Source organism: Nocardioides secundeburneus (assembly GCF_039939255.1).
GTDB lineage: Bacteria > Actinomycetota > Actinomycetes > Propionibacteriales > Nocardioidaceae > Nocardioides.
In genome coordinates, this window is the sequence record NZ_JBDUUE010000001.1 from 362,065 (window position 1) to 387,484 (window position 25,420).

At 72.2% G+C, this 25,420-nt stretch carries 20 protein-coding genes; 10 read left to right on the forward strand and 10 right to left on the reverse strand.

Annotated features, from left to right (window positions below; translation table 11 throughout):
• Positions 1-48: 48 nt before the first annotated feature.
• Genes ABFT23_RS01665 through ABFT23_RS01675 form a run of 3 tightly spaced genes read right to left on the reverse strand, consistent with a single transcriptional unit; the run spans position 49 to position 2,029 of the window.
• On the reverse strand, positions 49-294 hold the full coding sequence (locus ABFT23_RS01665; RefSeq protein ID WP_347892104.1) for an HPr family phosphocarrier protein: 246 nt from the start codon (positions 292-294) through the stop codon (positions 49-51).
• A gap of 32 nt (positions 295-326) precedes the next feature.
• A complete protein-coding gene (locus ABFT23_RS01670; protein WP_347892105.1) occupies positions 327-1,292 on the reverse strand; it encodes a 1-phosphofructokinase family hexose kinase in 966 nt (321 codons plus the stop codon).
• On the reverse strand, positions 1,289-2,029 hold the full coding sequence (locus ABFT23_RS01675) for a DeoR/GlpR family DNA-binding transcription regulator (RefSeq protein WP_347892106.1): 741 nt from the start codon (positions 2,027-2,029) through the stop codon (positions 1,289-1,291). Before ABFT23_RS01675 ends, ABFT23_RS01670 begins: the two co-directional genes overlap by 4 nt.
• A gap of 132 nt (positions 2,030-2,161) precedes the next feature.
• Between ABFT23_RS01675 and ptsP the strand changes: the two genes are divergently transcribed.
• Entirely contained in the window at positions 2,162-3,832 is a 1,671-nt protein-coding gene (gene ptsP / locus ABFT23_RS01680; RefSeq protein WP_347892107.1) for a phosphoenolpyruvate--protein phosphotransferase, read from the forward strand.
• Positions 3,833-4,415: 583 nt separating this feature from the next.
• Here the strand turns inward: ptsP and ABFT23_RS01685 are convergent.
• Entirely contained in the window at positions 4,416-6,428 is a 2,013-nt protein-coding gene (locus ABFT23_RS01685) for a PTS mannitol transporter subunit IICBA (RefSeq protein ID WP_347892108.1), read from the reverse strand.
• Between the two features lie 228 nt (positions 6,429-6,656).
• Between ABFT23_RS01685 and ABFT23_RS01690 the strand changes: the two genes are divergently transcribed.
• The gene (locus tag ABFT23_RS01690) at positions 6,657-7,715 is read left to right on the forward strand and encodes a zinc-dependent dehydrogenase (RefSeq protein WP_347892110.1); all 1,059 of its coding nucleotides are present in this window, start codon (positions 6,657-6,659) and stop codon (positions 7,713-7,715) included.
• 16 nt (positions 7,716-7,731) lie between these two features.
• Here ABFT23_RS01690 and ABFT23_RS01695 read toward each other — a convergent pair whose 3' ends face one another.
• Positions 7,732-8,475 carry a MerR family transcriptional regulator gene (locus ABFT23_RS01695; RefSeq protein WP_347892112.1) on the reverse strand — a complete coding sequence of 248 codons (744 nt, stop codon included), beginning with the start codon at positions 8,473-8,475 and terminating at the stop codon, positions 7,732-7,734.
• Between the two features lie 41 nt (positions 8,476-8,516).
• Here ABFT23_RS01695 and ABFT23_RS01700 point away from each other — a divergent pair, with 41 nt between their 5' ends.
• Positions 8,517-9,812 carry an aspartate aminotransferase family protein gene (locus ABFT23_RS01700; protein WP_347892113.1) on the forward strand — a complete coding sequence of 432 codons (1,296 nt, stop codon included), beginning with the start codon at positions 8,517-8,519 and terminating at the stop codon, positions 9,810-9,812.
• 21 nt (positions 9,813-9,833) lie between these two features.
• The gene (locus ABFT23_RS01705; RefSeq protein ID WP_347892115.1) at positions 9,834-10,754 is read left to right on the forward strand and encodes a GntR family transcriptional regulator; all 921 of its coding nucleotides are present in this window, start codon (positions 9,834-9,836) and stop codon (positions 10,752-10,754) included.
• A gap of 4 nt (positions 10,755-10,758) precedes the next feature.
• Here ABFT23_RS01705 and ABFT23_RS01710 read toward each other — a convergent pair whose 3' ends face one another.
• Both ABFT23_RS01710 and ABFT23_RS01715 read right to left on the reverse strand, forming a co-directional pair.
• The gene (locus tag ABFT23_RS01710; RefSeq protein ID WP_347892117.1) at positions 10,759-13,272 is read right to left on the reverse strand and encodes an ABC transporter permease; all 2,514 of its coding nucleotides are present in this window, start codon (positions 13,270-13,272) and stop codon (positions 10,759-10,761) included.
• Between the two features lie 7 nt (positions 13,273-13,279).
• Complete coding sequence (locus tag ABFT23_RS01715) at positions 13,280-14,035, reverse strand: ABC transporter ATP-binding protein (RefSeq protein WP_347892119.1); 756 nt, start codon at positions 14,033-14,035, stop codon at positions 13,280-13,282.
• Between the two features lie 177 nt (positions 14,036-14,212).
• On the opposite strand from ABFT23_RS01715, the gene ABFT23_RS01720 reads away from it, so the two are divergent.
• Complete coding sequence (locus tag ABFT23_RS01720; protein WP_347892120.1) at positions 14,213-14,929, forward strand: FadR/GntR family transcriptional regulator; 717 nt, start codon at positions 14,213-14,215, stop codon at positions 14,927-14,929.
• Positions 14,930-14,948: 19 nt separating this feature from the next.
• Here the strand turns inward: ABFT23_RS01720 and ABFT23_RS01725 are convergent, their stop codons facing one another.
• The 3 genes from ABFT23_RS01725 to ABFT23_RS01735 form a co-directional block, all read right to left on the reverse strand.
• The gene (locus ABFT23_RS01725; RefSeq protein WP_347892122.1) at positions 14,949-16,121 is read right to left on the reverse strand and encodes an amidase; all 1,173 of its coding nucleotides are present in this window, start codon (positions 16,119-16,121) and stop codon (positions 14,949-14,951) included.
• Positions 16,122-16,207: 86 nt separating this feature from the next.
• Positions 16,208-18,028: a hydantoinase B/oxoprolinase family protein gene (locus tag ABFT23_RS01730; protein ID WP_347892124.1), complete on the reverse strand. Its 1,821-nt coding sequence runs from the start codon at positions 18,026-18,028 to the stop codon at positions 16,208-16,210.
• Positions 18,028-20,106, reverse strand: a complete 2,079-nt coding sequence (locus tag ABFT23_RS01735; RefSeq protein ID WP_347892125.1) for a hydantoinase/oxoprolinase family protein — start codon at positions 20,104-20,106, stop codon at positions 18,028-18,030. Before ABFT23_RS01735 ends, ABFT23_RS01730 begins: the two co-directional genes overlap by 1 nt.
• Positions 20,107-20,296: 190 nt before the next feature.
• On the opposite strand from ABFT23_RS01735, the gene ABFT23_RS01740 reads away from it, so the two are divergent.
• From ABFT23_RS01740 to ABFT23_RS01760, 5 genes are read left to right on the forward strand one after another with little or no spacing between them, the layout of a single operon-like run.
• Positions 20,297-20,860, forward strand: coding sequence for a MaoC family dehydratase (locus tag ABFT23_RS01740; RefSeq protein WP_347892126.1), 564 nt, complete (start codon positions 20,297-20,299; stop codon positions 20,858-20,860).
• On the forward strand, positions 20,857-22,050 hold the full coding sequence (locus ABFT23_RS01745) for a CaiB/BaiF CoA transferase family protein (protein WP_347892127.1): 1,194 nt from the start codon (positions 20,857-20,859) through the stop codon (positions 22,048-22,050). Before ABFT23_RS01740 ends, ABFT23_RS01745 begins: the two co-directional genes overlap by 4 nt.
• Positions 22,047-23,420: an MmgE/PrpD family protein gene (locus ABFT23_RS01750; protein WP_347892129.1), complete on the forward strand. Its 1,374-nt coding sequence runs from the start codon at positions 22,047-22,049 to the stop codon at positions 23,418-23,420. The genes ABFT23_RS01745 and ABFT23_RS01750 overlap by 4 nt, the downstream gene beginning before the upstream one ends.
• A 1-nt stretch (position 23,421) precedes the next feature.
• Complete coding sequence (locus ABFT23_RS01755) at positions 23,422-24,582, forward strand: acyl-CoA dehydrogenase family protein (protein ID WP_347892130.1); 1,161 nt, start codon at positions 23,422-23,424, stop codon at positions 24,580-24,582.
• On the forward strand, positions 24,582-25,418 hold the full coding sequence (locus ABFT23_RS01760) for an HpcH/HpaI aldolase/citrate lyase family protein (protein WP_347892131.1): 837 nt from the start codon (positions 24,582-24,584) through the stop codon (positions 25,416-25,418). Before ABFT23_RS01755 ends, ABFT23_RS01760 begins: the two co-directional genes overlap by 1 nt.
• Positions 25,419-25,420: the final 2 nt, after the last annotated feature.

The following is a 25,420-nucleotide window of genomic DNA, read 5'->3' on the forward strand; positions in this document are numbered from 1 at the left end:
GACGGCCTCTTCAGGCGGCGCGCCACGCGTGAGGCGAAGCCAGCGCCGTCAACCAGCGTCCAGGTCGGAGGCGACCATCTCGGCGATCTTGGCGACGGCGGCGTCGTCGTCGCCGGCGACCTCGACGGTGTCGCCCTTGCCCGCACCCACGGTCATCAGCATCAGCGCGGAGGAGGCGTCGACGCCGTTGATGGTCACCTCGGAGCCGAGGCCCTCGGCCGCCTCGGCGATGAGCTGGGCGGGGCGGGCGTGGAGACCCTGGGCGGAGCCGACGACGACGGACTGGCTGGGCATGGTGTTCCTCTCGGTGGATGGGTGGTGCGTTCTCAGCCGCGACCGGTGGTCACGTCGAGGGCCTGGACGACGACGCGACCGGGGTCGACCTGGTCGGGCGTCGGGATGGTGGTGCCGGGCAGGCCGGCGGCGGCGCTGCCGTAGGCGACGGCGAGCGCGACGCGGTCGGCCGGCGGGAGGTCGCGCAGGTCGGCGAGCAGGTAGCCGAACAGGCTGGAGTCGCCGGCGCCGACGGTGCTGACGACCTCGGTGGGCGGCGGGGTGCCGTGCCAGGCGCCGTCGGCGGTGACGAGGACGGCGCCGTGGGCGCCGAGCGTGACGAGGACGGCGTCGACGCCGCGTCCGACGAGCTCGGCGGCGGCCCGGGCGGCGGCCGAGGGGTCGGCCTCGAGCGCGTCGCCGTCGTGGCCGGTGAACGAGGCGAGCTCGTGGCCGTTGGGCTTCATCAGCGAGGGCGCGGCGACCTCGAGGCGGTCGACGAGTGCCTGGAGGGGCCCGTCGCTGGTGTCGACGGCGATGCGGGCGCCGGTGTCGGCGAGGCCGGCGACGAGGGTGGCGTACCACTCGGTCGGTGCGCCGGGCGGCAGCGAGCCGGCGAGCACGACCCAGTCGGCCGAGCCGGTGCGGTCGTGCAGCGCGTCGGCGAGGCCGGCGAGCACGTCGGGGGTGGCGGTGGGGCCGGGCGAGTTGAGCTTGGTGGTGGTGCCGTCGGGCTCGGTGACGGTGATGTTGACCCGCAGGTCGCCGCCGTCGGTGGGCACGGGCAGGCAGTCGATGTGCGCCGCGCGCAGCTCGAGCACGAACGGGTCGTCGTCGGGCGCGGGCAGCACGGCGAGGGTCTCGATGCCGGCGGTGACGGCGGCGCGGGAGATGTTGACGCCCTTGCCGCCGGCCTGCGAGGTGACCGAGGTGGCCCGCTGGACGGCGCCGCGCTCGAGGTGGCCGGCCAGGGTGACGGTGCGGTCGTGGCTCGGGTTGGGGGTGAGCGTGACGATCATGCGAGCACCACCGTCACGCCGGCAGCCTCGAGGGCCTGGACGTCGGCCTCGCCGGCCTCGGCGTCGGTGACGAGCACGTCGACGTCGTCGAGCGATGCGAACTGCACGAGGGACTCCGCTCCGATCTTGCTGGCGTCGGAGACGACGACGACCTCGCGGGCCGCGCGCACCATGGCCCGCTTGGTGGCCGCCTCGTCGGCGTCCGGGGTGGACAGGCCCTGCGCCACGGTGACGGCGTTGGTGCCGAGGAAGGCGACGTCGGCGTTGAGGCGCGAGAGCATCGCGACCGTGTCGGCGCCGACGGCGGCCTGGGTGGTGGACCGCACGCGGCCCGGCAGCAGGTGCAGCTCGATGTGCGGCAGCGCCGCGAGTCGGGCGGCGACCGGGACGCCGTGGGTGAACACGGTGAGCCGGTGGTCGCGGGGCAGCAGGGCGGCGAGGCGCGACGTCGTGGAGCCGGCGTCGAGCAGGACGCTGCCACCGGCCGGCGGGAGGAGGTCGAGGGCGGCGCGCGCGATGCGGTCCTTCTCGGCGGGGTGGGCCTGGTCGCGCTCGGTGAGCGCGGACTCGATGACGGCCAGCGCCCGGGCCGGCACGGCGCCGCCGTGCACCCGGCGCACGAGCCCCATCCGCTCGAGCGTGGACAGGTCGCGACGGACGGTCTCGGTGGTGACGTCGTATCGTTCGGCGAGGTCGCTCACGGAGAGCCGTCCGTGCTCGGCGACGAGCTCGGCCATAGCCTGTTGCCGTTCCTCGGCGTACATGGCACCTCGCTCTCGGGCGTCGTGACGGGGACTACATCTGCGTATATGTGGTTCTATGCCCGAATGTGTTGACTTGTCAAGGCTCTCGGCGTTGAATACGTGACCATGGTCACGGATCAGCACGACGCGCTCACCGGCACCCCCGTCGTCCCGGGCGTGGCCCACGGGCCCGTCCTCGTCGCCCGCACCGACCTCGACCCCGATGCCGTCGCGCGCTACCGCGCGCCGGACGACGCCGACGAGGCGCTGGCGGCCTACGACGACGCCGCCGCCGCGGTCTCCAAGGCCTTCACGGCACGCGCCGCCTCGGCGCACGGCTCGGCCGCCGGCGTGCTCACCGCCAGCGCCGGCCTCGCGAAGGACAAGGGCCTGCGCGGCGCCGTCAAGACCAACCTCGCCCAGCAGCCGCTGCTCGACGCCGTGCACGCCGCGATCGAGCAGTTCGTCGGCGTCTTCGAGTCGATGGGCGGCCTCATGGCCGAGCGCACCACCGACCTGCGCGACATCGAGCGCCGCGTCGTCGCGCGCCTCGTCGGCGAGCCCGAGCCCGGCGTCCCCGTGCCCGACGCGCCGTCCGTGCTCGTCGCCGAGGACCTCGCACCGGCCGACACCGCCGGGCTCGACCCGGCCGTCGTCCTCGCGCTCGTGACCGAGCGCGGCGGCCCGACCAGCCACACCGCGATCATCGCCCGCCAGCTCGGCATCCCGTGCGTCGTCGGCGTCGCCGGCGCCCTCGGCCTGAGCTCCGGCGAGCAGGTGCTCGTCGACGGCGCCGTCGGCACCATCGAGCGTGGCCCCGACCCCGACGACGCCGAGCAGCGCGTCGAGCGCGACCGGGTCGAGCGCGAGGCCGTCGCCTCCTGGACCGGCCCCGGCCGCCTGTCCGACGGCACCGCCGTCAAGGTGCTGGCCAACGTGGCCGACGGCCCGTCGTCGGAGAAGTCGGCCGACGGGCCCGTCGAGGGCGTCGGCCTGTTCCGCACCGAGCTGTGCTTCCTCGGCCGCACCGAGGAGCCGTCGGTCGAGGAGCAGACGGAGGTCTACGCGGCCGCGCTGCGCCCGTTCGCCGACCGCTACGTCGTCGTCCGCACCCTCGACGCCGGGTCCGACAAGCCGATCGCCTTCGCGACCCACGACGGCGAGGAGAACCCGGCTCTCGGCGTCCGCGGCCTGCGCCTGTCGTTCGACAACCCCGGCCTGCTCGACCGCCAGCTCGACGCGATCGCGGCCGCGGCGAAGGAGACCGGCACCGAGACGTGGGTGATGGCGCCGATGGTCGCCACCGTCCAGGAGGCCGCCGCGTTCGGCGAGGCCGTCCGCGAGCGCGGGCTGAAGGCCGGCGTCATGGTCGAGATCCCGTCGTCGGCGCTGCTCGCGCACCGGATGCTCGAGGCCGTCGACTTCCTCTCGATCGGCACCAACGACCTCACCCAGTACACGATGGCCGCCGACCGCATGGCCACCGACCTGGCCCACCTCACCGACCCGTGGCAGCCGGCGCTCCTGCAGCTCGTCGCGATCACCGCCGAGGCCGGCCGGACGGCGGGCAAGCCCGTCGGCGTGTGCGGCGAGGCCGCCGCCGACCCGTTGTTGGCCTGCGTGCTCGCCGGGCTCGGCATCACCTCGCTGTCCATGGCCGCGGCCGCCGTGAAGCCCGTCGGGGCCCGCCTGGCCACCGTGACGCACCAGCAGTGCGAGGACGCCGCCGAGGCCGCCCTCGCCGCCGCCGACCCGGCCGCCGCCCGCGCGGCCGCCGCCGAGGTGCTGCTGGGCTGAGCCGGCGCGGCACGGCTCGTCCGCCGCTCGGGTTCCGGTCTCCATCGCGGCACTCTCCGCGCGATCGCGCTCCTGGTACCGCAGACCGGGCCTTTCAGTGGCACTCTGCGCGCAATCGCGCTGCTAGTACCGCGAACCGGGCCCTCCCGCGGCACCCTGCGCGCAATCGCGCTGCTAGTACCGGCAACCGAGCCCACCGGCGGCACTCTCCGCGCAATCGCGCTGCTAGTACCGGCAACCGGGCCCTCCCGCGGCACCCTGCGCGCAATCGCGCTGCTAGTACCGGCAACCGAGCCCACCGGCGGCACTCTCCGCGCGATCGCGCTGTCAGTGCCACCGTCGAACCCGTCGCGCCCCTGCCCGTAGTCCTTTCCGCGCGATCGCTCGATCAGGACCACCGCGAGGCCCGGCCCGTGGTCCTTTCCGCGCGATCGCTCGGTCAGGACCACCACCCCACAGCCCCGGGGCACGCCGAAACGGGGCCCGACCCGAAGGTCGGACCCCGCTGCGCTCCCCCCTCGGAGGCCCTCCGCTGGCGCCGGTGGGCGCCCCGCGTGGGCGAGTCGGTGGGGTGACTCCTAGCTCAGGCGGGTTGCACCTGGCCCAGGACGTCGAGCACGTCCGCCGGCGTGCTGGCCGCCTCGAGGCGGGCGACCTGCTCGTTGTCGGCGAAGACCTTGGCGATGCGCCCGAGCAGGGCGAGGTGGTCGTTGCCGGCGCCGGCGATGCCGATCACGAAGCGCACCGGCTTGCCGTTCCAGTCGAGCGGCTCGTCGTAGCGCACGAACGACAGACCGGTGCGGCGCACCGCGGCCTTGGCGTCGTTGGTGCCGTGCGGGATGGCGAGGCCGTTGCCCATGGCGGTGGAGACCGACGTCTCGCGCTCGTGCATCGCCGCGACGTAGGACTCGTCGGCGGCACCCGCGGCGACCAGCAGCCGGCCGGCCTCGGAGATGGCGTCGTCCCGCGAGCGGGCGGTGCCGCCGAGCACGATCGACTCGGGGTCGAGGACGTCGTGCGCGGGCTCGACAGCGGGCTCGGCAGCGGGCTCGGTCTTGGCCAGCGGGTCGGCCGCGGGGGCCGCGGCGGCACCGTTCGTGCGGTCGATCATGGCGACGATCTCGTCGTACTGCGGGCTGTTCATGAAGTTGTCGACCGAGACGTGCACGGCAGACGGCGACTTCGACCGGGCCCGGTCGGTGAGGTCCTGGTGGGTCACGACGAGGTCGGGGTCGTCGTTGAGGTTGGAGATCGCCTTGTTGACGACGGTGACGCCTGAGTGGCCGGCGTCCTGGATCTTCTTGCGCAGCACCGAGGCGCCCATGGCGGAGGAGCCCATGCCGGCGTCGCAGGCGAAGACGATCGAGCGGATCGGGCCGGCGGTCGTGGCCGAGCCGAGGAGGGCGCCGGTGACCGACGACTTCTTGCCCTTGGTGGCCTCCATGCGGGCGGCGGCCTCGGCCAGGTCGCCCTCCTCGCTCTTGTCGATCTTGAGCAGGAAGGAGGCGATCAGGAACGTGACGGCCGCGGAGGCGATGACCGAGAGCGTGACGCCGACGAAGCTGCTGCCGGGCGAGGCGGCCCAGACGGCGATGATCGAGCCCGGCGAGGCCGGTGAGCGGAGCCCGGAGTCGAAGACGACGTTGACGGTGATGCCGGTCATGCCGCCGCCGATCATGGCGACGATGAGGATCGGCTTCATCAGCACGTAGGGGAAGTAGATCTCGTGGATGCCGCCGACGAACTGGATGAGCGCGGCGCCGGGGGCCGAGGCCTTGGCGACGCCCTTGCCGAAGAACGTGAAGGCGAGCAGGAGGCCGAGACCCGGGCCGGGGTTGGCCTCGAGGAGGAACAGCACCGACTTGCCCTGCTCGAGGGCCTCGGAGGTGCCGAGCGGGGTCAGGATGCCCTGGTTGACGGCGTTGTTGAGGAACAGGACCTTGGCCGGCTCGATGAAGATCGAGGTGAACGGCAGCAGGTTGTTGTTGACGAGCGTGTCGATGACGTTGGAGGCGCCCTTGCTGAACTGCTCGACGAACGGGCCGGCCACGAGGAAGCCGAGGACGGCGAGGATGCCGCCCCAGATGCCGGCGGAGAAGTTGTTGACCAGCATCTCGAAGCCGGGGCGGATCTTGTGCGCCCACAGCGCGTCGAGGCGCTTCATCGTGTAGCCGCCGAGCGGGCCCATGACCATCGCACCGAGGAACATCGGCACCGAGGCACCGGCGATGGCGCCCATGGTCGCGATCGCTCCGACGACGCCACCGCGGATGTTGTCGTCGTAGGTCATCCGGCCGCCCGTGTAGCCGATGAGCAGCGGCAGCAGGTAGGTGATCATCGGGCCGACGATGCCGCCGTCGGCCCCCTTGCCCCAGCCGCCGAGCTCCTCGACGAAGCCGTAGCCGCCGTTGTAGCCGAAGATGTCCTTGCCGATGGTGGTGATCCAGCCGGTCTCGATGAACAGAGCGGTGATCAGGCCCCAGGCGATGAAGGCGCCGATGTTGGGCAGCACCATGTTGGACAGGAACGTCCCGAAGCGCTGGACGCGTACGCGCGCGGACGGTGCCGATCGCTCCGCGTGGGTGGTGGTGGTCATGCGCAGTCCTCCCTGGCCGTCGTGTCCGACGGGGTGCTTCCGGGACCATCCCTGTGAGGGACGTCATACGGATCTTTGAACGCCTTTATATTCCTGAGAGACGCCGCAGGTCAAGGGGTCAATCCAACATATTCGGGCATGTTGCCAACCAGGGGGGTCTCCGCGTTACGGTGCGAGCACCGCCCGTACGACGCCGTACCGGCGCAGTACCCGATCCGAGGAGACACCATGAAGGCCCTGCGGTTCTACGCCCCCGAGGACGTTCGTCTGGAGGACGTGCCCGAGCCCACCTGCGGACCCGACGAGGTCAAGCTCAAGGTCAGGAACTGCTCGACCTGCGGCACCGACGTCAAGATCTACAACAACGGCCACCAGAACCTGACGCCGCCGCGCACCCTCGGTCACGAGATCGCCGGCGAGGTCGTCGAGGTGGGCGCCGACGTCAACGCCACCTACGGCAGCGACTTCTCGGTCGGCGACCGCGTGCAGGTCATCGCCGCCGTCCCGTGCGGTGAGTGCCACGAGTGCACCAAGGGCTGGATGGAGGTCTGCCAGAACCAGACCTCGGTCGGCTACCAGTACGACGGCGGCTTCGCCGAGTACATGATCGTGCCGAAGCAGGTGCTCAAGGTCGACGGGCTCAACAAGATCCCCGACAACGTCGGCTACGACGAGGCCTCGGCCGCCGAGCCGTTCGCCTGCGCGATCAACGCCCAGGAGCAGCTCGGCATCGAGGAGGGCGACTTCACCGTCGTCTTCGGCGCCGGCCCCATCGGCTGCATGCACATCCGCATCGCCCGCGGCGTGCACAAGGTCGGCACGGTCGTGCTGGTCGACATCAACGCCGAGCGCCTGAAGATGTCGGCCGACGCCGTGCAGCCCGACCACGTCATCAACTCGGCCGAGGAGGACGTCGTCGCGAAGGTCATGGAGCTCACCGGTGGCCGCGGCGCCGATGTCATCATCACCGCGACCCCGGCCAACGTCACCCAGGAGCAGGCCATCTCGATGGCCGCGCGCCAGGGCCGCATCTCGTTCTTCGGTGGCCTGCCCAAGAACGACCCCTTCATCAAGGCCGACTCCAACCTCATCCACTACCGCCAGCTGCACGTGCACGGCGCCAACGGCTCCTCCCCGGCCCACAACAAGCGGGCGCTGGAGTACATCTCGACCGGCCAGGTGCCGGTCAAGGACCTCATCACCGCCCACGTGAAGCTCGACGACGTCATGGACGCCTTCGCCCTGGTCAAGGCCGGCGAGGCCATCAAGGTCACCGTCGAGCCCTGAGCAACGACCGGCCCGGTCAGCGGGCCGCGACCTCGGCCCCTCCGGCGGCGAGCCGCGCCTCGAGCCGCCGCAGGACGTCGCGCTGGGCGGCGTTGTTCTGCTCGTCTAGCGCGGCCCGCATCAGCTTCAGGGCCCGCGCGGGGTTGGTCGAGCCACGCTCGGCCAGCTCCTCGAGGGTCGGGTACGCCGCCCGTACGCGCCGGGTCGGCTCGACCATCGCCTCGACGAGCGCGGAGCGGGTGCCCTCGTCGGCCTCGGCCGGGAGGGCGTCGAAGGCGACCAGGGCCGGCTCGGCGTAGGCCGCGCGCAGCAGGTCGACGAACGCGTCGAGGCTCGCGCGGTCGAGCAGGCAGCCGGCGAGCACCAAGAACGAGTGGTCGGCGGTGCTCAGCGCGTCGAGGTCGATGCCGTGCAGCCCCAGGGGGAGCGCCGCGCTGTGCACGCCGGCTCGTGCCAGGGTGGCCACCTCCGCGCGCAGCTCCTGCAGCCGTCGCAGCGACTCGTCGAGCTGCTCGTCGAGCCGGGCGAGCGCCGCGGTGAGCGAGCCGCCGTGCACGAGCTCGTCGATCTTGGCGATCGAGAGACCCAGCTCGCGCAGCCGCACGATCTCGCGCAGCCGGGCGAGGTGCTCGAGGCGATAGCGCTTCCAGCCGTTGGGGCCGCGTTCGGGGACGTCGAGCAGCCCGACCGCGTGGTAGTGGCGGACGGCGCGCAGGCTGGTGCCGGCCAGGTCGGCCAGCTCGGCGGTGCTCCATGCCATGCCTGGCATGCTAGGCCAATCTTGGCCTAGTGTCCTAGGCCATGAGCGCAGTCACCTCGCCCGGGTGGGCCCGACGCCTGGTCAGCTACGGCGGCGACTTCACGCCCCACCTCGTCGAGCGGGCCGCAGGCGCCTACGTCTACGACACCTCCGGCCGGGCGATCCTCGACTTCACCTCCGGCCAGATGAGCGCCGTGCTCGGCCACGCCCACCCCGACGTCGTCCGCGCGGTCGGAACCGGCATCGGCGAGCTGGCCCACCTCTACTCCGGCATGCTCAGCCCGCCCGTCGTCGAGCTGGCCGACCGGCTCACCGCCACCGTGCCCGACCCGCTCGACCGCATGCTGCTGCTCAGCACCGGCGCGGAGTCCAACGAGGCCGCGCTCAAGATGGCCAAGCTGGCCACCGGCGGCTGGGAGGTCGTCACCTTCGACCGGTCGTGGCACGGCATGACGGCGGGCGCCGCCGCGGCCACCTTCTCGGCCGGACGACGCGGCTACGGCCCGCCGACGCCGGGCACCTTCGTGCTGCCCACGCCGCACGCCTACCGCTCGCCGTTCCGGCACGACGATGGCAGCCACGACTGGCAGACCGAGCTCGACTTCGGCTTCGACCTCGTCGACCGCCAGTCCACCGGCAACCTCGCGGCGTGCCTCGTCGAGCCGATCCTGTCCTCCGGCGGGCTCATCGACCTGCCGCCCGGCTACCTCGCCCGGCTGAGCGAGCACTGCCGGTCGCGGGGCATGCTGCTCGTGCTCGACGAGGCGCAGACCGGCATCGGCCGCACCGGGCAGATGTACGCCTTCGAGCGCGACGGCGTCGTCCCCGACCTGCTCACGCTGTCGAAGACCCTCGGGGCCGGGCTGCCGGTCGCCGCCGTGCTCACCACCGCCGAGATCGAGCAGACCTGCCACGAGCGCGGCTTCCTCTTCTACACCACCCACGTCTCCGACCCGCTCGCCGCGACCGTCGCCCTCACCGTGCTCGACGTCGTCGCGCGCGACGACCTCGTCACCCGCGCGGCCGACCTCGGCACCGAGCTCGCCGACCGGCTCGCCGACCTGCAGGAGCGGCACGACGTCGTCGGCGACGTCCGCGGGCGCGGGCTGCTGCAGGGTCTCGAGCTCGACCCGCGCGGCGCCGGCGCGATGCCGGCCGACGAGCTCGGCCGCGCCGTCACCGCCGCCTGCCTCGAGCGCGGGCTGCACGTCAACATCCTGCAGCTGCCCGGCATGGGCGGTATCTTCCGACTCGCTCCTCCCCTCACCATCGAGAGCGACGAGCTGCACACGGGCCTCGACCTCCTCGAGGCGGCACTGGTCGACGTGACGGGCTGAGCCCGTCGGGAGGGGCGGAGCATGAGCGCAGGCCTGCGGCTGAGCGGCTCGTCGTCCACGCCCGTCTACCAGCAGATCGTGCAGCAGGTGCGGTTCCTGGTCGAGGCCGGCGAGCTGCGCCAGGGCGAGCGGCTGCCGTCGGCGCGCCAGCTCGCCGACAACCTCGGCGTCAACCGCAACACCGTCGCCAAGGCCTACGCGCTGCTGCGCGACCGGGGCGTCATCGAGACCCGCGGCGCCGCCGGCACGGTGGTCACTGCCGCGGCCGACTTGTCGCTCGCCTCGGTGCGCGACCGGGCGAGCGAGCTGCTCGCCGAGCCCGTGCGCGCCGCCGTCGCCCTCGGCCTCAGCCCGGACGACGTCGGCCAGCTCGCCCTCCACCTCGCCGGTCAGCACCACGCCGGCCACCCCGCCGTCGTGTTCGCCGAGTGCAACGACGAGCGGGCGACCTCCTTCGCCAAGGACATCTCCGAACGCCTGCACCTCGACGTCGAACCGAGCCTGATCACCGAGCTCGACGACAAGGCCGCCGACTGCGACCTGCTCGTCACCACGTTCTTCCACCTGGCCGAGGTGCGCCGCTGGGCCCGCGGACGCTCGGTCGAGACCGTCGCCGTCGTCGTCACGCCGCACCTGCAGACGCTGATGACGATCGCCTCGCTGCCCGCCGGCGCGCGGGTCGGCGTCCGCTACACGACCGAGCACCAGAACGACCAGGTGCGCGACTGGCTCGCCGACGCCGGCTCGGCCGAGGTCGTCGTCGTACCGCGCGACGGCGCCGTGCCGGCCGACCTCGACCTGCTCGTCGTCCCGCACGAGCACCCCGAGCTCGGCGACGACGCCGCGCCCGCCACCCGCGTCGTCCCGTTCGGTGGCGAGCTCGACGACGCCTCGGTGCGCACCCTCGAGGAGGTGCTCGCCGACATCCGCCGGCGGGCCTGACACCTCAGCCGGCCGACACCGCGTCGAGCACCTCCATGCGCGTGGAGCGCCGGGCCGGAAGCAGGGCCGCGAGGACGCCGAGCACGACGCCGACGACGAGGATCGTCACCAGCTGCACGACCGGCACGCTCGGGGTGAGCGACAGGTCGCTGTGCAGGTTGATCGAGATGACCATCAGCAACGACACCGCCAGGCCGAGCACGAGGCCGGAGACCGTGCCCAGCATCGAGATCAGCACCGACTCGAGGCGCACCATCCGGCGCACCCGCTTGTCGGTCATGCCGATGATGCGCAGCAGGCCGAGCTCGCGGCGGCGCTCGAGGATCGAGAGCGACATCGTGTTGACGATGCCGATGAGGGCGATCACGACGCTCATCAGCAGCAGCCCGGTCACGGCCTGGATGAGGAAGTCCATGATCGTGCCGATCAGCTCGCCGAGCAGGTTGCCCGACATCGCGGTGAGGTCGGGGCGCTGGTCGGTGATCGCCTCGATGCCGTCCTCGATGTCGTCCTTGCGGCTGTCGCCGACGTCGTCCTGCAGGGCCAGGAAGGCGATGGTCGGCGGGGCGTCGCCGACGATCTCGGTGAAGGTCTCGGGGGCGATCAGCGCCCCGGTCTGCAGGGTGTCCTGGCCCTGCACGAGCACGGCGACCACCTCGAGGTCGACCGTCTCGCCCTCGGCGCTGCCCACGGGCACGGTGTCGCCCACGGACGGCGTGCCCTCGCCGTCGTCGAGGACGGCGATCGTGCCGGGGGCGAGGTCGTCGAGGCTGCCCTCGTCGATGTCGAAGCCGGACACCTCGCGCAACGCGGCCAGGTCGCCGGACGACGCGGTCGAGGCCGCCCCGTCGATGACGACGGGCTGGCGCTGGAACGCCACGACCTGCTCGACGCCGTCGACGTCGTCGAGCTGCGAGACGAGGTCATCGTCGACCACGCCGCCCGTCGTGCTGATCATGAAGTCGGCCGACTGGAGGTCGTTGACCTCGTCGACGACGTAGTCGCGCAGGCTGGCGCCGGCGACCGCGACGAAGGTGACCAGGAAGACGCCGACCAGGAGGGCGTTGGCCGTGGTCGCGGTGCGCCTGGGGTTGCGCACGGAGTTGTCGACGGCGAGCCGGCCCTCGATGCCGCGTCGTTGCAACAGCGGGCGGACGACGGCCGCCCCGATCAGCGCGAGGTAGGGCGCGCCGACGAACACCGACGCGATGACGGCCACCGCGGACGCCCCGACGACGGCGAGGCTGCCGCTGGTGAGCATGCCCGCGAGCCCCAGTCCGAGCAGGACGACGGCCAGCAGCGCCCGGACCTTCCTCGGCCGGGGCGGCTCGACCGCCGCCTCGCGCATGGCCTCCATCGGCTCGGTGCGCCCGGCCTTGCGGGCCGGCGACATGACCGACAGCAGCGTGATGATCGTGCCGAGCAGCACGCCGGAGACGATGTTGGTGGCACTGAACGACAGGCCCCCGGGCAGGCTGTTGCCCGTCGCCTGCAGGATCGCCTCGAGCAGCAGGGTCAGGCCGTAGCCGGCGGCGACGCCGAGCAGCGAGCCGAGGACGCCGAGCACGAGGCCCTCGGCCCGCAACGACCGCTTCAGCTGCTTCGGCGTGGCGCCGATCGCGGCGAGCACAGCGAGCTCGCGCAGCCGTTGAGCGACGATCACGCTGAAGGTGTTGTAGATGACGAACCCGCCCACGAGCAGGGCGAGGACCGCGAAGCCCTGCAGGCCGATCTTGAGGTTGTTCGCGAACCCGCCGGTCGCCGCGCGCTGGTCGTCGCGGAACTCGTCGCCCGACTGCACGTCGAAGCCGGCGGGGACGACGTCACTTCCGGCAGACACCACGTCGTCCGGACTACCGGAGACGCGCAGGTAGTAGGAGTCGTACTGCCGGGTGCCCGAGCTGAGCCAGTCGAAGGCGTCGTCGGGGCTGATCGAGATCGTGCCGCCGGGGTCGACGGCGTCGGAGTCGCCGAACTCGGTGATGCCGACGATCGTCACGTCCTGCGGTCCGGCGAGCGTGAGCAGCGGCAGCTCGTCGCCGACCGCGAGGTCCTCGTCGTCGGCGAGGCCGCGGTCGACGGCGACCTGGCCGGGCGCCAGCGGCGCCTCGCCCTCGGTGACGTCGATCGGGTTGAGCTCGTCGTCCTCGACCCACAGGCGGCCCGTGGTGCCGGTGGCGAAGGGCTTGCCGTCGTCGCCGGCGAAGGCGACGGGCGAGGTCAGGACGCCGGCGCCCGCCTCGACGCCGTCGAGGTCGAGCAGCTCGTCGACGGTCGCCTGGGGCACCTTGAGCGGGTTGGCTGCCACGTCGTTGGTGGCCGAGCCGCCGTCGTCGGCCACGACGGCGACGTCGACGTTGCCGTACTGGTCGTCGACGTTGCCCTCGAGGGAGTCGATGACGCCGTCGGAGACGACGCTGACGGCGGTGAAGAACCCGACGCCGGCGATGATCGCGACCAACGTCGCGAGGTAGCGGCCGAGACTGTGCCGGACGCTGCTGAGGGCGAGCCTGAACATCGCCGCCTCAGCCCTCGAACCGCTTCATGCGGTCGAGCACGCGGTCGGCGGTCGGGGCCTCCATCGTGTCGACGATCTGGCCGTCGGCCAGGAACAGCACGCGGTTGGCGTAGGACGCGGCGTGCGGGTCGTGGGTGACCATGACGATCGTCTGACCGGTGTCGTCGACCGCGCGGCGCATGAAGCCGAGGATCTCGATGCCGGTGCGCGAGTCGAGGGCCCCGGTGGGCTCGTCGGCGAAGACGATGTCGGGCCGCGGCACGAGGGCCCGGGCGACGGCGACGCGCTGCTGCTGGCCGCCGGAGAGCTGGCTCGGCAGGTTCTTCAGCCGGTCGCCGAGGCCGACGGTGTGCACCACCTGGTCGAACCAGGCGGGGTCGGGGTCGGTGCCGGCCAGGGTGAGCGGCAGCAGGATGTTCTCGCGGGCGCTCAGCGAGGGGATCAGGTTGTACTGCTGGAAGATGAAGCCGAGCCGGTCGCGCCGCAGCAGCGTGAGCTGGTTCTTGTCGAGCCGCGAGATGTCGACGTCGCCGATGAACGCCTGGCCCGACGTGAGCCGGTCGAGACCGGCCACGCACTGCATGAGCGTGCTCTTGCCGGAGCCCGAGGGTCCCATGATCGCGGTGAACTCGTGGGCGGGGAAGGCGACCGAGACACCGGCGAGGGCGTGGACGGCGGCCTCGCCCTTGCCGTAGGTCTTGCGGGCCTCGACGGCACCGGCGGCCGCGGCGCGGATCGGGGTGGGAGCACTGGGGGCGGACATGTCGCCCAGCCGACAACATGCCCCTACGGCACGAGCAAGGACGCGGACGAGGGTTCAGACCATCGTCGACAAGTCGTGTCCGAAGGTATGACCGGCCGCGTCCGCGGACGTGGTCCTCCCGGCCGCGCGGGGAACTGCTGCCCGCGCGCGACACTAGACTCGGGCCGTGATCGACCGATGACGAGCAGCGGCAAGCAACCGGCCTACGCGGTCGTCGCCGAGGGCATCCGGAGCCGGATCCTCTCGGGCGAGCTGTCGCCCGGCGAGCGCCTGCCGAGCGAGGCCGAGCTGATGGAGCAGCACGGGTTCAGCCGGAGCACGATCCGCGAGGCGACCCGCATCCTGGCCAGCGAGAACCTCGTCGTCACCACCCGCGGCACGACGGGCGGCACCTTCGTCGCCGTCCCCGACATCGGCCGGCTCACGGCCCACGTCGAGAACAGCGTGGCGCTCATGACGGTCGCCCGCACGGTCACCGTCGACCAGCTGATGGACGTGCGGCTCCTGACCGAGGTGCACGCGGCCGGCGTCGCGGCACACCTGCGCACCGACGACCAGCTGGCCGGCATGCGGGCGGCGATCGAGGTGCCGGAGGCCTCGACGACCTACGAGGGCAACCAGGAGTTCCACATGCAGATCCTCCAGGCGACGGGCAACCCGATGCTCGAGCTGGTCTGCGCGCCGGTCTTCCGGGTGCTGCGCGGCCGCTTCGCCCGCGGACGCACCGGCGACGACTTCTGGACGGCTTCGCAGGCCGACCACCGACGCATCATGACCGCCATCGAGACAGGTGACTCGATGACGGCCATGAGCGAGATGCGGCGCCACCTCGACCTGCTCAGCGACGCCTACAAGGAGATGGACCTCTTCCCCGACGAGCCGGCTCCTCGCTGATCGAGCCGGCTCGACCACGTCAGGCCACGCAGATCGGCGGTCGACGCAGGTGCCAGTCGGTCGCGTCCTGGTAGGCACGACCGATCGCGAACAGGGCCGCCTCGTCGGCGTGCGCGGCGGTGAGCTGCGCCCCGATCGGCATGCCCGAGCCTGGGTGGAAGCCCACCGGGACGGCGAGGGTCGGCCCGCTGTGCAGCGACCACGGGTAGGAGAGCTGACCCAGTCTGGTCGACTGCTCCAGGACGCCGTGACGCTCGTCGACGAACGGGACGTCGACCGGCATCGTCGGCGTGACGACGACCTCGACCTCCTCGAAGACCCCGCGCAGACCGGCCCGGAAGTCGCTCCGCGCCGACATCGCGCGACGCCGGTCGTCGGCGTCGATGCCGAGGCCGACCCGGATCCGCTCGAGGGTGGCGGGCTGGAAGAGCCCGGGGTCGGTGCGCAGGCGTTCGCGGTGCACGTCGGCGAGGTCGGAGTAGAGCAGCGTGTAGACGTGGGCCTGCGCCTTCTCCGCCTGCGGGACGTCGACCGGGCGCACGTCGTAGCCGAGCGTGCGCAGCACCTCGACCATCGCCTCGACGGCGGCTCGGACGGCGGGGTCGACGTCGTCGGTGACGAAGCGGGTCGGCACCCCCACGACCGACGTCCGGGCCCGCGGCCGGCGCGGCAGGTCGGTGAGCACGTGGAAGGCGCGCTCGACCAGCTCGACGGTGCGCGCCATCGGGCCGACGGTGTCGAAGTCGGCGCTGACCGGGTAGACGCCCGTGGTGTCGACGAGGTCGGCGGTGGGGCGCAGCCCGGTGATGCCGCAGGCCGAGGCCGGGAGCCGGACCGAGCCGCCGCTGTCGGTGCCGAGGGCCAGGTCGACCAGCCCGGCGGCGACCGCCGCGCCCGATCCGCCGCTGGACCCGGCGGGCACCCGCCGCGGGTCCCACGGGTTGCGGGGCCCACCCGCGGCGGAGTTCTGGGAGGTGACGCCGACCGCGAACTCGGCCAGGTTGAGCGTGGCCACGACCTGGCCGCCGGCCTCGCGGAGCCGCCGGACGACCGGCGCGTCGTGCTCGGCGACGTGGTCGGCGAGGAAGGCCGACGCGCAGGTCGAGCGGACGCCGGCCACCTCGATGTTGTCCTTCACCCCGACGGTCACGCCGTCCAGCGGCCCGGTGCCGCTGGGCGGCGTCGGCGGCACCCACGTGATGACCGAGTTCAGCTCCGCGTCGACGCGGAGTGCGTCGGCGGAGGGAGCCCAGGCCGGGCTCCCCCCGCGGACGGCGCTCAGGCCGGCACCCGCGCGGAGCGCAGCCGCGCCGTGGCGTCGTCGTCCACGGTCCAGGTCGTGGTGTCGACGACGACGCCGTAGTCGCGTGCGGCCTCCTCGGCGGTGAGGTACTCGTCCCACACGTCGGAGAGGACGGCGAACGCGTCGCGCTCGAACGGGTCGCCGAAGCCACCGCCGGACGGCATCTGGATGGTGAGGGTGTCGCCCTCGCGGATCACCTCCTGGGTGACCTTCGAGAACAGCACCTCCTCGCGGTCGGTGCCCACGTTGCGCACGAAGGAGCCCGACACGCCGTCGTGGCCACCGAGCGCGCCCGCCGGGGCGTCGCTGCGGTTGTCGGCCTCGGAGCCCAGGAAGGTGTCGGTCTGCATCAGCCACGTGCGCACGCTGCCGATGCCGCCGCGCCACTGGCCCGGGGCCGGGGACTCGTCGCGCAGCTCGTAGCGCAGCGCCTGCATGGCGTGGTTGAGCTCGAGCTCCTCGATCGGGTTGTTGCGGGTGTTGGCCATCAGCGAGTCGACGGCGTCCATGCCGTCCTTGCCGTTGCGACCGCCGTAGGAGCCCTCGTTGATCTCGATGTAGACCCAGTACGACTGGCCGTCGTCGGCGAGGCCCGAGTAGGCGATGGCGCACAGGGCGGCCGACGAGCCGGCGATGGCGTGGTCGGGCAGCACCGGGGCGAGGGCCAGGTTGATCGAGTCGAAGACCCGGTTGACCTGGGAGAAGCGGGCGAAGCACGAGGCCGGGAAGTCCGGGTTGAAGATCGTGCCCTCGGGCGCGTAGGCCTTCACCGGACGGAAGCAGCCGTCGTTCTGCGGCACGTAGCCCTCGATGACGTCCTCGTCGAGCAGGATCGTCCGGATGGCGCTGACCGCCACCGGCAGCACGGATCCTTCGAATGGCACGTTGAACGCCGTGGGCACCTGGTCGTTGGACCCGGTCAGGTCGACGAGGACGTCGTCGCCCTCCACCTGCACACGCACGGCCACCTTGAGCGGGACGCCGCGGTTCTTGCCGTCGTCGTCGAGGTAGCCGAGGGGCGCCTCGTAGCTGCCGTCGGGGATGGCCCGGATCCGGGCGCGCAACATCTCCTCGGAGTAGTCCATCCAGCGCTCGCTGGCGCTCATCACGACGTCGAGGCCGTAGCGCTCGAGCAGCTCGACGAAGCGCTTCTCACCGATCCGGGAGGCGGCGATGAGGGCCTCGAGGTCGCCGCGGTTCTGCTCGGGGGTGCGCACGTTGTCGAGGATGTGCTGGATCAGCATGTCGTTGCGGACGCCGGCGTCGTAGATCTTCATCGAGTCCATCAGCTTGCCCTCGGCCCAGACGTCGACGACGTCCATGCACAGGCCGGGGAAGTTGCCGCCGATGTCGGAGACGTGGCCGGTGCAGCCGGCGAAGCCGACGTGCTCGCCCTCCCAGAAGATCGGGATGACGACGCCGTAGTCGGGCGAGTGGGCCGCGCCGTGGTACGGGTGGTTGTGCAGGACGACGTCGCCCGGCTGGTAGGTGCCGGCGAGACGACGGTTGATCCCGCGGATGTAGGCGGGGATCGAACCGCAGTGCATCGGCGTCGAGTCGGACTCGCACAGCTCGCGACCGTTGACGTCGAAGATGCCGGCGCCGAGGTCCTCGGCCTCGCGGATCAGGCTGGAGTAGGCCATCCGGTAGAGCACCTGGGCCATCTCCTTGGCCATGGAGTCGAGCGCGCCGCCGATGACGCGCAGCGTGATCGGGTCGACCTCGACGTCGTTCCAGGTGCGGGTGGCCTCGCCGGCGAGCGAGACGCCGGTGATGGGCATGGGTGCCTTGGACATCAGGAAGCCCTCTCGATGATGATGTGGCCGACGGCGTCGACGGTGGCCTGCTGGCCGACGCCGACGATCGTGGTGGAGTCGAACTGCTCGACGATGGCGGGACCGGCGAAGGTGTTGCCGGCGAGCAGCTCCTCGCGGCGGTAGACGGGGGTCTCGTGCCACGACGGCTCGGTGGAGCCGCGCTCCCAGAACAGGGCGCGGGTGGTGGTCTTGATCGCGTGGGAGGCGTCGGCGCCGCCCTGCTCGATCTCGGGGATGCGCACGTGCGGGACGGCGCCCACGCCGGTGACCCGGATGTTGATCAGCTGGACGGCCTTGTCGTCGAAGCGCTGGGAGTAGGTGCGCCCGTGCACCTCGTGGAACGCCTCGGCGGTGCGCTTGACCCACTCGGCGTCGATCTCGCCGTCGGGCGCGGCGACGCGCAGCTCGTAGCCCTGGCCGAGGTAGCGGCAGTCGACGCTGCGCTCGAGGCTGATGTCGTCGTCGGAGACACCGTCGGCGCGCAGCTGCTCGGTGGCCTCGGCGGCGAGCCGGTCCATCTCGGTGCGGATCAGGTCGACGTCGGCGTCGTCGGAGGAGGTCCACACGGTGGTGGGCACCTCGTAGCGGATGTCGGTGGTGAGCAGGCCCACCGCGGAGGTGATGCCGGGGTGGCCCGGCACGACGACCCGCGGGATGTCGAGCTGCTCGGCGATCTGCCAGGCGAAAAGCGGGCCCGCGCCGCCCTCGGCGACGAGGGAGAAGTCACGCGGGTCGTAGCCCTTGCGCACCGAGTGCAGGCTGATCGCCTCGGTCATCGAGTGGGCGAGGATGGTGAAGATGCCCATCGCGGCCTGCTCGAGACTGGTGCCGAGCTTGTCGGCCACCTGCTCGCGCACGGCGTCCTCGGCCAGCTGGGGCACCACCGTCATCGAGCCGGACAGGAAGCTGTCCTCGCGCAGCCAGCCCATGACCACCATCGCGTCGGTGGACGTCGGCTCGGTGCCGCCGCGGTCGTAGCAGGCGGGGCCGGGTGTGGCGCCGGCGCTGCGCGGGCCGACGCGGAACATCCCGCCCTCGTCGACCATGGCCACCGAGCCGCCGCCGGCGCCGATGGTGTCGACCTCGGCCATCGGCACCATGGCGTGGTAGTCGCCGATGCGGGTGTCGAGGAGGTGTTTCATGCGCAGCCTGCCGTCGGGGGCGACGCCGACGTCGGCCGAGGTGCCGCCGACGTCGAGGGTGATGACGCTCGGGAAGCCCGAGGCCTTGCCGATCGCGCAGCCGCCGAGCAGGCCGGCGATCACGCCGCTCGTGAGCAGCGAGACCGGGACGTCGGCGGCGCTGCGCGAGGTGACCAGGCCGCCGGCCGAGGTCATCAGGTGGACGTCCTCGCCGATTCGGGCACTCCTGGCCTTGCCCGCCAGGTTGTCGATGTAGCTCGAGGTCTTGGGGCCGATGAAGGCGTTGAGCGCGGTGGTCGAGAAGCGCTCGTACTCGCGGTACTGCGGCGCGACCTCGCTCGAGAGCGAGATGAACACGCCGGGATACTCCTCCTCGATGATGGCCTTGACCCGCTGCTCGTGGGTGGGGTTGCGGTAGGCGTGCAGGAAGGCGACCGCGATCGCCTCGACGCCGCGCTCGCGCAGCAGCCGCACCTCGCGGCGCACGGCGTCCTCGTCGAGCGGGGTGAGCACGGTGCCGGCGGCGTCGATGCGCTCGGGGACGACGCGGCGGTTGCGCCGCGGCACGAGCTGCCACTTCTGCCAGGGGAGGTCCTGGTAGTTGGAGTAGTTGAGGGGGCGCTTCTTGCGGGCGATGTGGAGGAGGTCCCGGAAACCCTCGGTCGTGATCATCCCGACGTCGCTGCCGTTGTGCTCGAGCACGATGTTCGTCGCCACGGTCGTGCCGTGGAAGAACATCTCGATCTCGCTGGGATCGATCCCGGCCTGCGCGGCCAGGACCGCGATCCCGTCCATGGTCCCGATCGAGGGGTCGTGGTTGGTCGAGGGCGTCTTGTGCACCGTCACGGTGCCGTCGTCGTCCCACAGCACGAGGTCGGTGAACGTGCCACCGACGTCGACTCCGATGCGCTTCATCTACAAGTCCGATCTGTCGTTCTTCCGGTGTCGGCCATCGTGGGCCAGGTCACGCCGCCTTGGCAATACCTCTGATTGATCTCCTACAAAGTTTCCTCACTCGGCGGGTTGTCTCGCCTGTGACGACCTCTTGCGCCATAAAAAGCAGAGGTATACGGTTTCTCGCATCCACCCAGCACCAGGAGGTTGCGTGACCGTCCACCCCGCCACGATCGGCCGGTTCTTCGAGGAGTACGCCGTCGGCGACGTCTACCAGCACCCGTTCGGGCGCACGGTGACGGAGACCGACAACGTCTGGATCACCAACCTGACGCTCAACACCAACCAGAACCACTTCAACACCCACCTCGCCGGCCAGAACCCGATCACCGGAGGCCGCGTGATCGTGAACTCCGGGCTCACCGTGGCCCTCGTGCTCGGCCTGTCGGTGATCGACATGAGCCAGAACGCGGTCGCCAACCTGGCGTTCACCGACATCAAGCTGAGCCACCCGCTCTACGTCGGCGACACGATGTACGCCGAGAGCCTGTGCACCGGGCTGCGCGAGTCGTCGTCGCGCCCGCAGCTGGGGATCGTCTCGATGATCACCCGCGGGCTCAACCAGGACGGCGAGGAGATCGTGACGTGGAAGCGCTCGGTGATGGTCGCCAAGCGCAGCAGCGGCATTGGCCAGGACTACTTCCCGACCGCCAGGACGGGCCCGCTGACGCTCCCCGAGACCGACGGCACCGCCGGTGAGGCGGCGAGCGCGTGAAGCCCCTTCAAGACGTCCGGATCATCTCGCTCGAGCAGTACGGCGCGGGGCCGTTCGGCAGCGTGCACCTCGCCGACCTCGGCGCCGACGTGATCAAGGTCGAGGACCCCAACGTCCGCGGCGACGTCGGGCGCTACGTGCCGCCGTACAACAACGGCGAGGATTCGCTGTTCTTCGAGACCTTCAACCGCAACAAGCGCAGCATCTCGCTCGACCTCTCCACACCGGAGGGCCGCGAGGTCTTCGAGGACCTCGTGCGCGGAGCCGACGCCGTCTACAGCAACCTGCGCGGCGACGTGCCCGCCAAGATGCGCATCACCTACGACGACCTGAAGCACCTCAACCCGGCCATCGTGTGCTGCAGCCTGACCGGCTTCGGCATGAGCGGGCCGCGCGCTTCCGAACCCGGCTACGACTACATCCTGCAGGGCCTGGCGGGGTGGATGAGCCTGACCGGCGACCCGGACGGTCCCCCGACGAAGTCCGGGCTGTCGCTCGTCGACTTCTCCGGCGGTTTCGTCGCCGCGATCAGCCTGCTCTCCGGGCTGCACGCCGCACGCCGCGACGGCGTCGGCGGAGACTGCGACGTCTCCCTCTACGACACGGCGATGTCACTGCTGACCTACCCGGCGACCTGGCAGCTCAACGCCGGCTTCGAGCCGTCGCGCACCCGCAACAGCGCCCACCCCTCGCTCGTGCCGTTCCAGGCGTTCGAGGCCGCCGACGGCTGGCTGATCGTGGGCTGCGCCAAGGAGAAGTTCTGGACCCGGCTCGTCGACGTGCTCGAGCTGCCCGAGCTGCACACCGACCCCCGGTTCGTCGACTTCACCGCCCGCGACCGCCACCGCGACGAGCTGCTCCCGATCCTGGAGAAGCGGCTCGCCGAGCACACCGTCGACCACTGGCTCGCCCTCCTCCGCCCGGCCGGCGTGCCGTCCGGGCCGATCAACGACGTCGAGCAGGCCCTCGCCGAGCCGCACACGATCGCCCGCGGACTCCTCGTCGACACCGAGCACCCGCGCTACGGCACGGTGCGCCAGGTGGCCTCCCCCGTCCGGTTCGGCGCCGACGCGCCGACGTACACCCGGGCACCGCATCGGGGCGAGCACCTCGGCGACGTGCTGGCCGAGCTCGGCTACGACGACGACCGGGTCGCCGCACTCACCGAGGCCGGGGCGTTCGGCCGGTGACCGCCGCCGGCGCGCTGGCCACCTGGGCGGGCGGGCTTCGATACGACGATCTGTCCGACGACGTCCGGCACGCCGTGTGCCGTCACCTGCTCGACTCCGTCGGGACGGCGGTCGGCGCCCGCCGCCTGGGCTTCGCCGGGCCGGCGCTGACGGTCGCCGAGGGGTTGGGCGGGCCGCCCGAGGCTCGGGTGCTCACCGGGTCCGCCGCGATCTCGGCGCCGGCCGCGGCGCTGGCGACCGGCGCGCTCGTGCACGCCCTCGACTTCGACGACACCCACAGCCAGGCCCTCGTGCACGCGACCGCCGTCGTGCTGCCGGCGGCGTTCGCCGTCGGCCAACAGGTCGGCGCCTCCGGCGCCGCGGTCGTCACGGCCGCGGCGGCCGGGCTCGAGACCGCCTGCCGTGTGGGGGCCGCCGTCCCCCACGGCTTCCACCAGCGCGGCCTGCACGCCACCGGCGCCGTCGGGCCGCTCGCCGCCGCCGTGACCACCGGGGTGATCCTCGGGCTGCCAGCCGCGAGGCTGCTCGACGCGGTCGGGGTGGCCGGGTCGTCGTCCGGCGGGCTGCTGGAGTTCCTCGACACCGGCGCCGACACCAAGGCGTTGCACCCGGGATCGGCCAGCCTGCAGGGGATCCTGGCTGCTCGGCTGGCCGCCGCCGGCGCCCGCGGGCCCGACTCGGTGCTCGAGGGGCGACGCGGGTTGTGGGCCACGATGACCGACGCGACGCCGTCGACCGGGGTCGTGACCGACGAGCTCGGCTCCCGCTGGGAGGCCACCCGCATCGGCATCAAGCCGTACCCGAGCTGCCAGCTCATGCACGTCTCGCTCGACGCCCTCCACGCAGCGATCGGGCAGGGCCCGGTGGGGGTCGACGACGTCGAGCGGCTCGAGGTGCACGTCCACCCCGACTCGCTCGCCATCGTGTGCGAGCCGCGCGACGGCGGCCTGCCCCGCTCGACCTACGACGCCAAGTTCGACCTCCCGTGGTCGATGGCGGCCCTGCTGGTCGACGGCGACGTCACCGTCGACACCTACACCGATGCCTCGATCGGCCGCCCCGACGTGGCCTCGTTGGTGCCCCGCGTCGCCGTGGTCGAGCGGCCCGCCGCGGTGCCGGCGTCCGACGCCGCCGGAGAGGTGGTGCTGACGCTGCGCGACGGCACCACCCGCACCGGTCGCGTCCGCGCGAGCCGCGGGACGACGGCGTCCCCGCTCACCGACGACCAGCTCGTCACGAAGCTCTCCGGCAACGCCGGCGGCCACCCACGCGTCGGCGAGCTCGCCGACGCCGTGCTCGGCCTGGGCTCGGCCCCCTCCCTCGACCACCTGCTCGACCTCGCGGCGCAGTGCGCCGCACGAAAGGACTGACATGGACTTCACGCTCACCGAGGACCAGCGCGAGTTCCGCGCCCTGCTCCGCTCGTTCGTCGACAAGGAGATCGTCCCGGTCGCCCGCGAGTGGGAGCAGACCGGCCGCTACCCGTCCGAGATCGTGCAGGGCATGGCCGACATGGGTCTGTTCGGCATCACCGTCCCCGAGCAGTACGGCGGGCTCGACCTCGACCCCGTGTCGTTCGCGCTCGTCTTCGAGGAGCTCGCCCGCGGCTGGATGGGCATCGCCGGCATCCTCGGCAGCCACTCGCTCGCGTGCCGCCTCATCGCCATGCACGGCACCGAGGAGCAGAAGCAGGCCTACCTGCCCGAGCTCGCGACCGGCGTCCGGCGCACGGGCATCGGCCTCACCGAGCCCGACGCCGGCACCGACCTGCAGGGCATCCGCACCACGGCCCGGCTCGACGGCGACCACTACGTCGTCAACGGGGCGAAGATGTGGATCACCAACGCCCGCTACGCCGATCCGCTGCCGGTGCTGGTCAAGACCGACCCGACCGCCGACCCGGCGCACCGCGGCATGAGCGTGCTCCTCGTCGACACCTCGCTGCCCGGCTTCGAGGTCACCAAGGACATCCCCAAGCTCGGCTACAAGGGCACCGAGTCGTGCGAGATCGTGCTCGACGACGTGCGGGTGCCGAAGGAGGCGCTGCTCGGCGGCGTCGAAGGCACCGGCATGAAGCAGTGCCTGTCGGCGCTCGAGTGGGGCCGGGTCAACATCGCCGCCCGCTCGGTCGGCATCGCCCAGCGCGCCCACGAGGAGGCGCTGGCCTACGCCGGCCAGCGCAAGGCGTTCGGCCAGACGATCGGGCAGTTCCAGGCCGTGCAGCTGCAGCTGGCGAGCATCGCCACCAACCTGCAGGCCGCACGGCTGATGGCCTACTGGTCGGCCGACGCCGTCCGCACCGGCCGGGCCGACGGCGCCACCGGCATGGCCAAGATCTTCTGCTCCGAGGTCGCCCTCGAGGCCGCCATCGAGTCGATGAAGGTGCACGGTGGCTACGGCTACTCCACCGAGTTCGAGGTCGAGCGCCTCTACCGCGACGCGATCTTGATGAGCATCGGCGAGGGCACCAACGACGTCCTCCGCACCGTCGTCGCGAAGTCGCTGCAGCGCGGCGAGACCGTGGTCGGCTGATGGTCCTGCCGCGCAGCTACCTCTACGTCCCGGGCAACGCGCCCGACAAGCTCGCCAAGGCCGCCGGCCGCGGCGCCGACGCGCTCATCGTCGACCTCGAGGACGCCGTCCCGGTGGCCGAGAAGGACGCTGCGCTGGCAGCGGTACTCGCCTGGCTCGCCACCGGCCCGGTCGGGGCCGGCGGGCCCGAGGTGTGGGTACGGGTCAACCCCGGCGCGCGCCGCCTCGACGAGGTGCGCGCGCTCGCGGGCTCCCCGTTCTTGACCGGGATCGTGCTTGCCAAGACCGAGGACGCCACCGAGGTCGACGCCGTCGCCGCGACCGCGGCCCCCGACCAGCTGCTGATGCCCATGGTCGAGACCCCCGGTGCCGTGCTCGACGCCCGGCTCCTCGCCGCCGGCCCGCGGGTCCGCTGCCTCCAGGTGGGCGAGGTCGACCTCGCTGGCGAGATCCGCCTCGACGTCTCGGCCGACGAGGGCGAGCTCGCGCCCTACCGCGCGCTCGTCGTCGCCGGCTCGGCCGCGGCCGGCGTCGCTCCCCCGCCCGGCCCGGTCTCGCGCGAGGTCCGCGACCTCGAGGTGTTCGCGGCGTCGACGAAGCGCCTGCTGCGCCAGGGCTTCCACGGTCGCGTCTGCATCCACCCGGCCCAGGTCGCCGTCGTCCACGAGCTGCTGGTGCCCTCCGCCGAGCGGGTGGCCGAGGCAGAGGCGACCCTCGCCCTGCTCGCCGCCGCAGAGGCGGCCGGCTCGGGCGTCGTGCTCGACGACGCCGGCCGCCTCGTCGACGCGGCCGTGCTGCACGAGGCGCGTCGCGTGCTGGAGCTCGCGGAGCGGTAGCG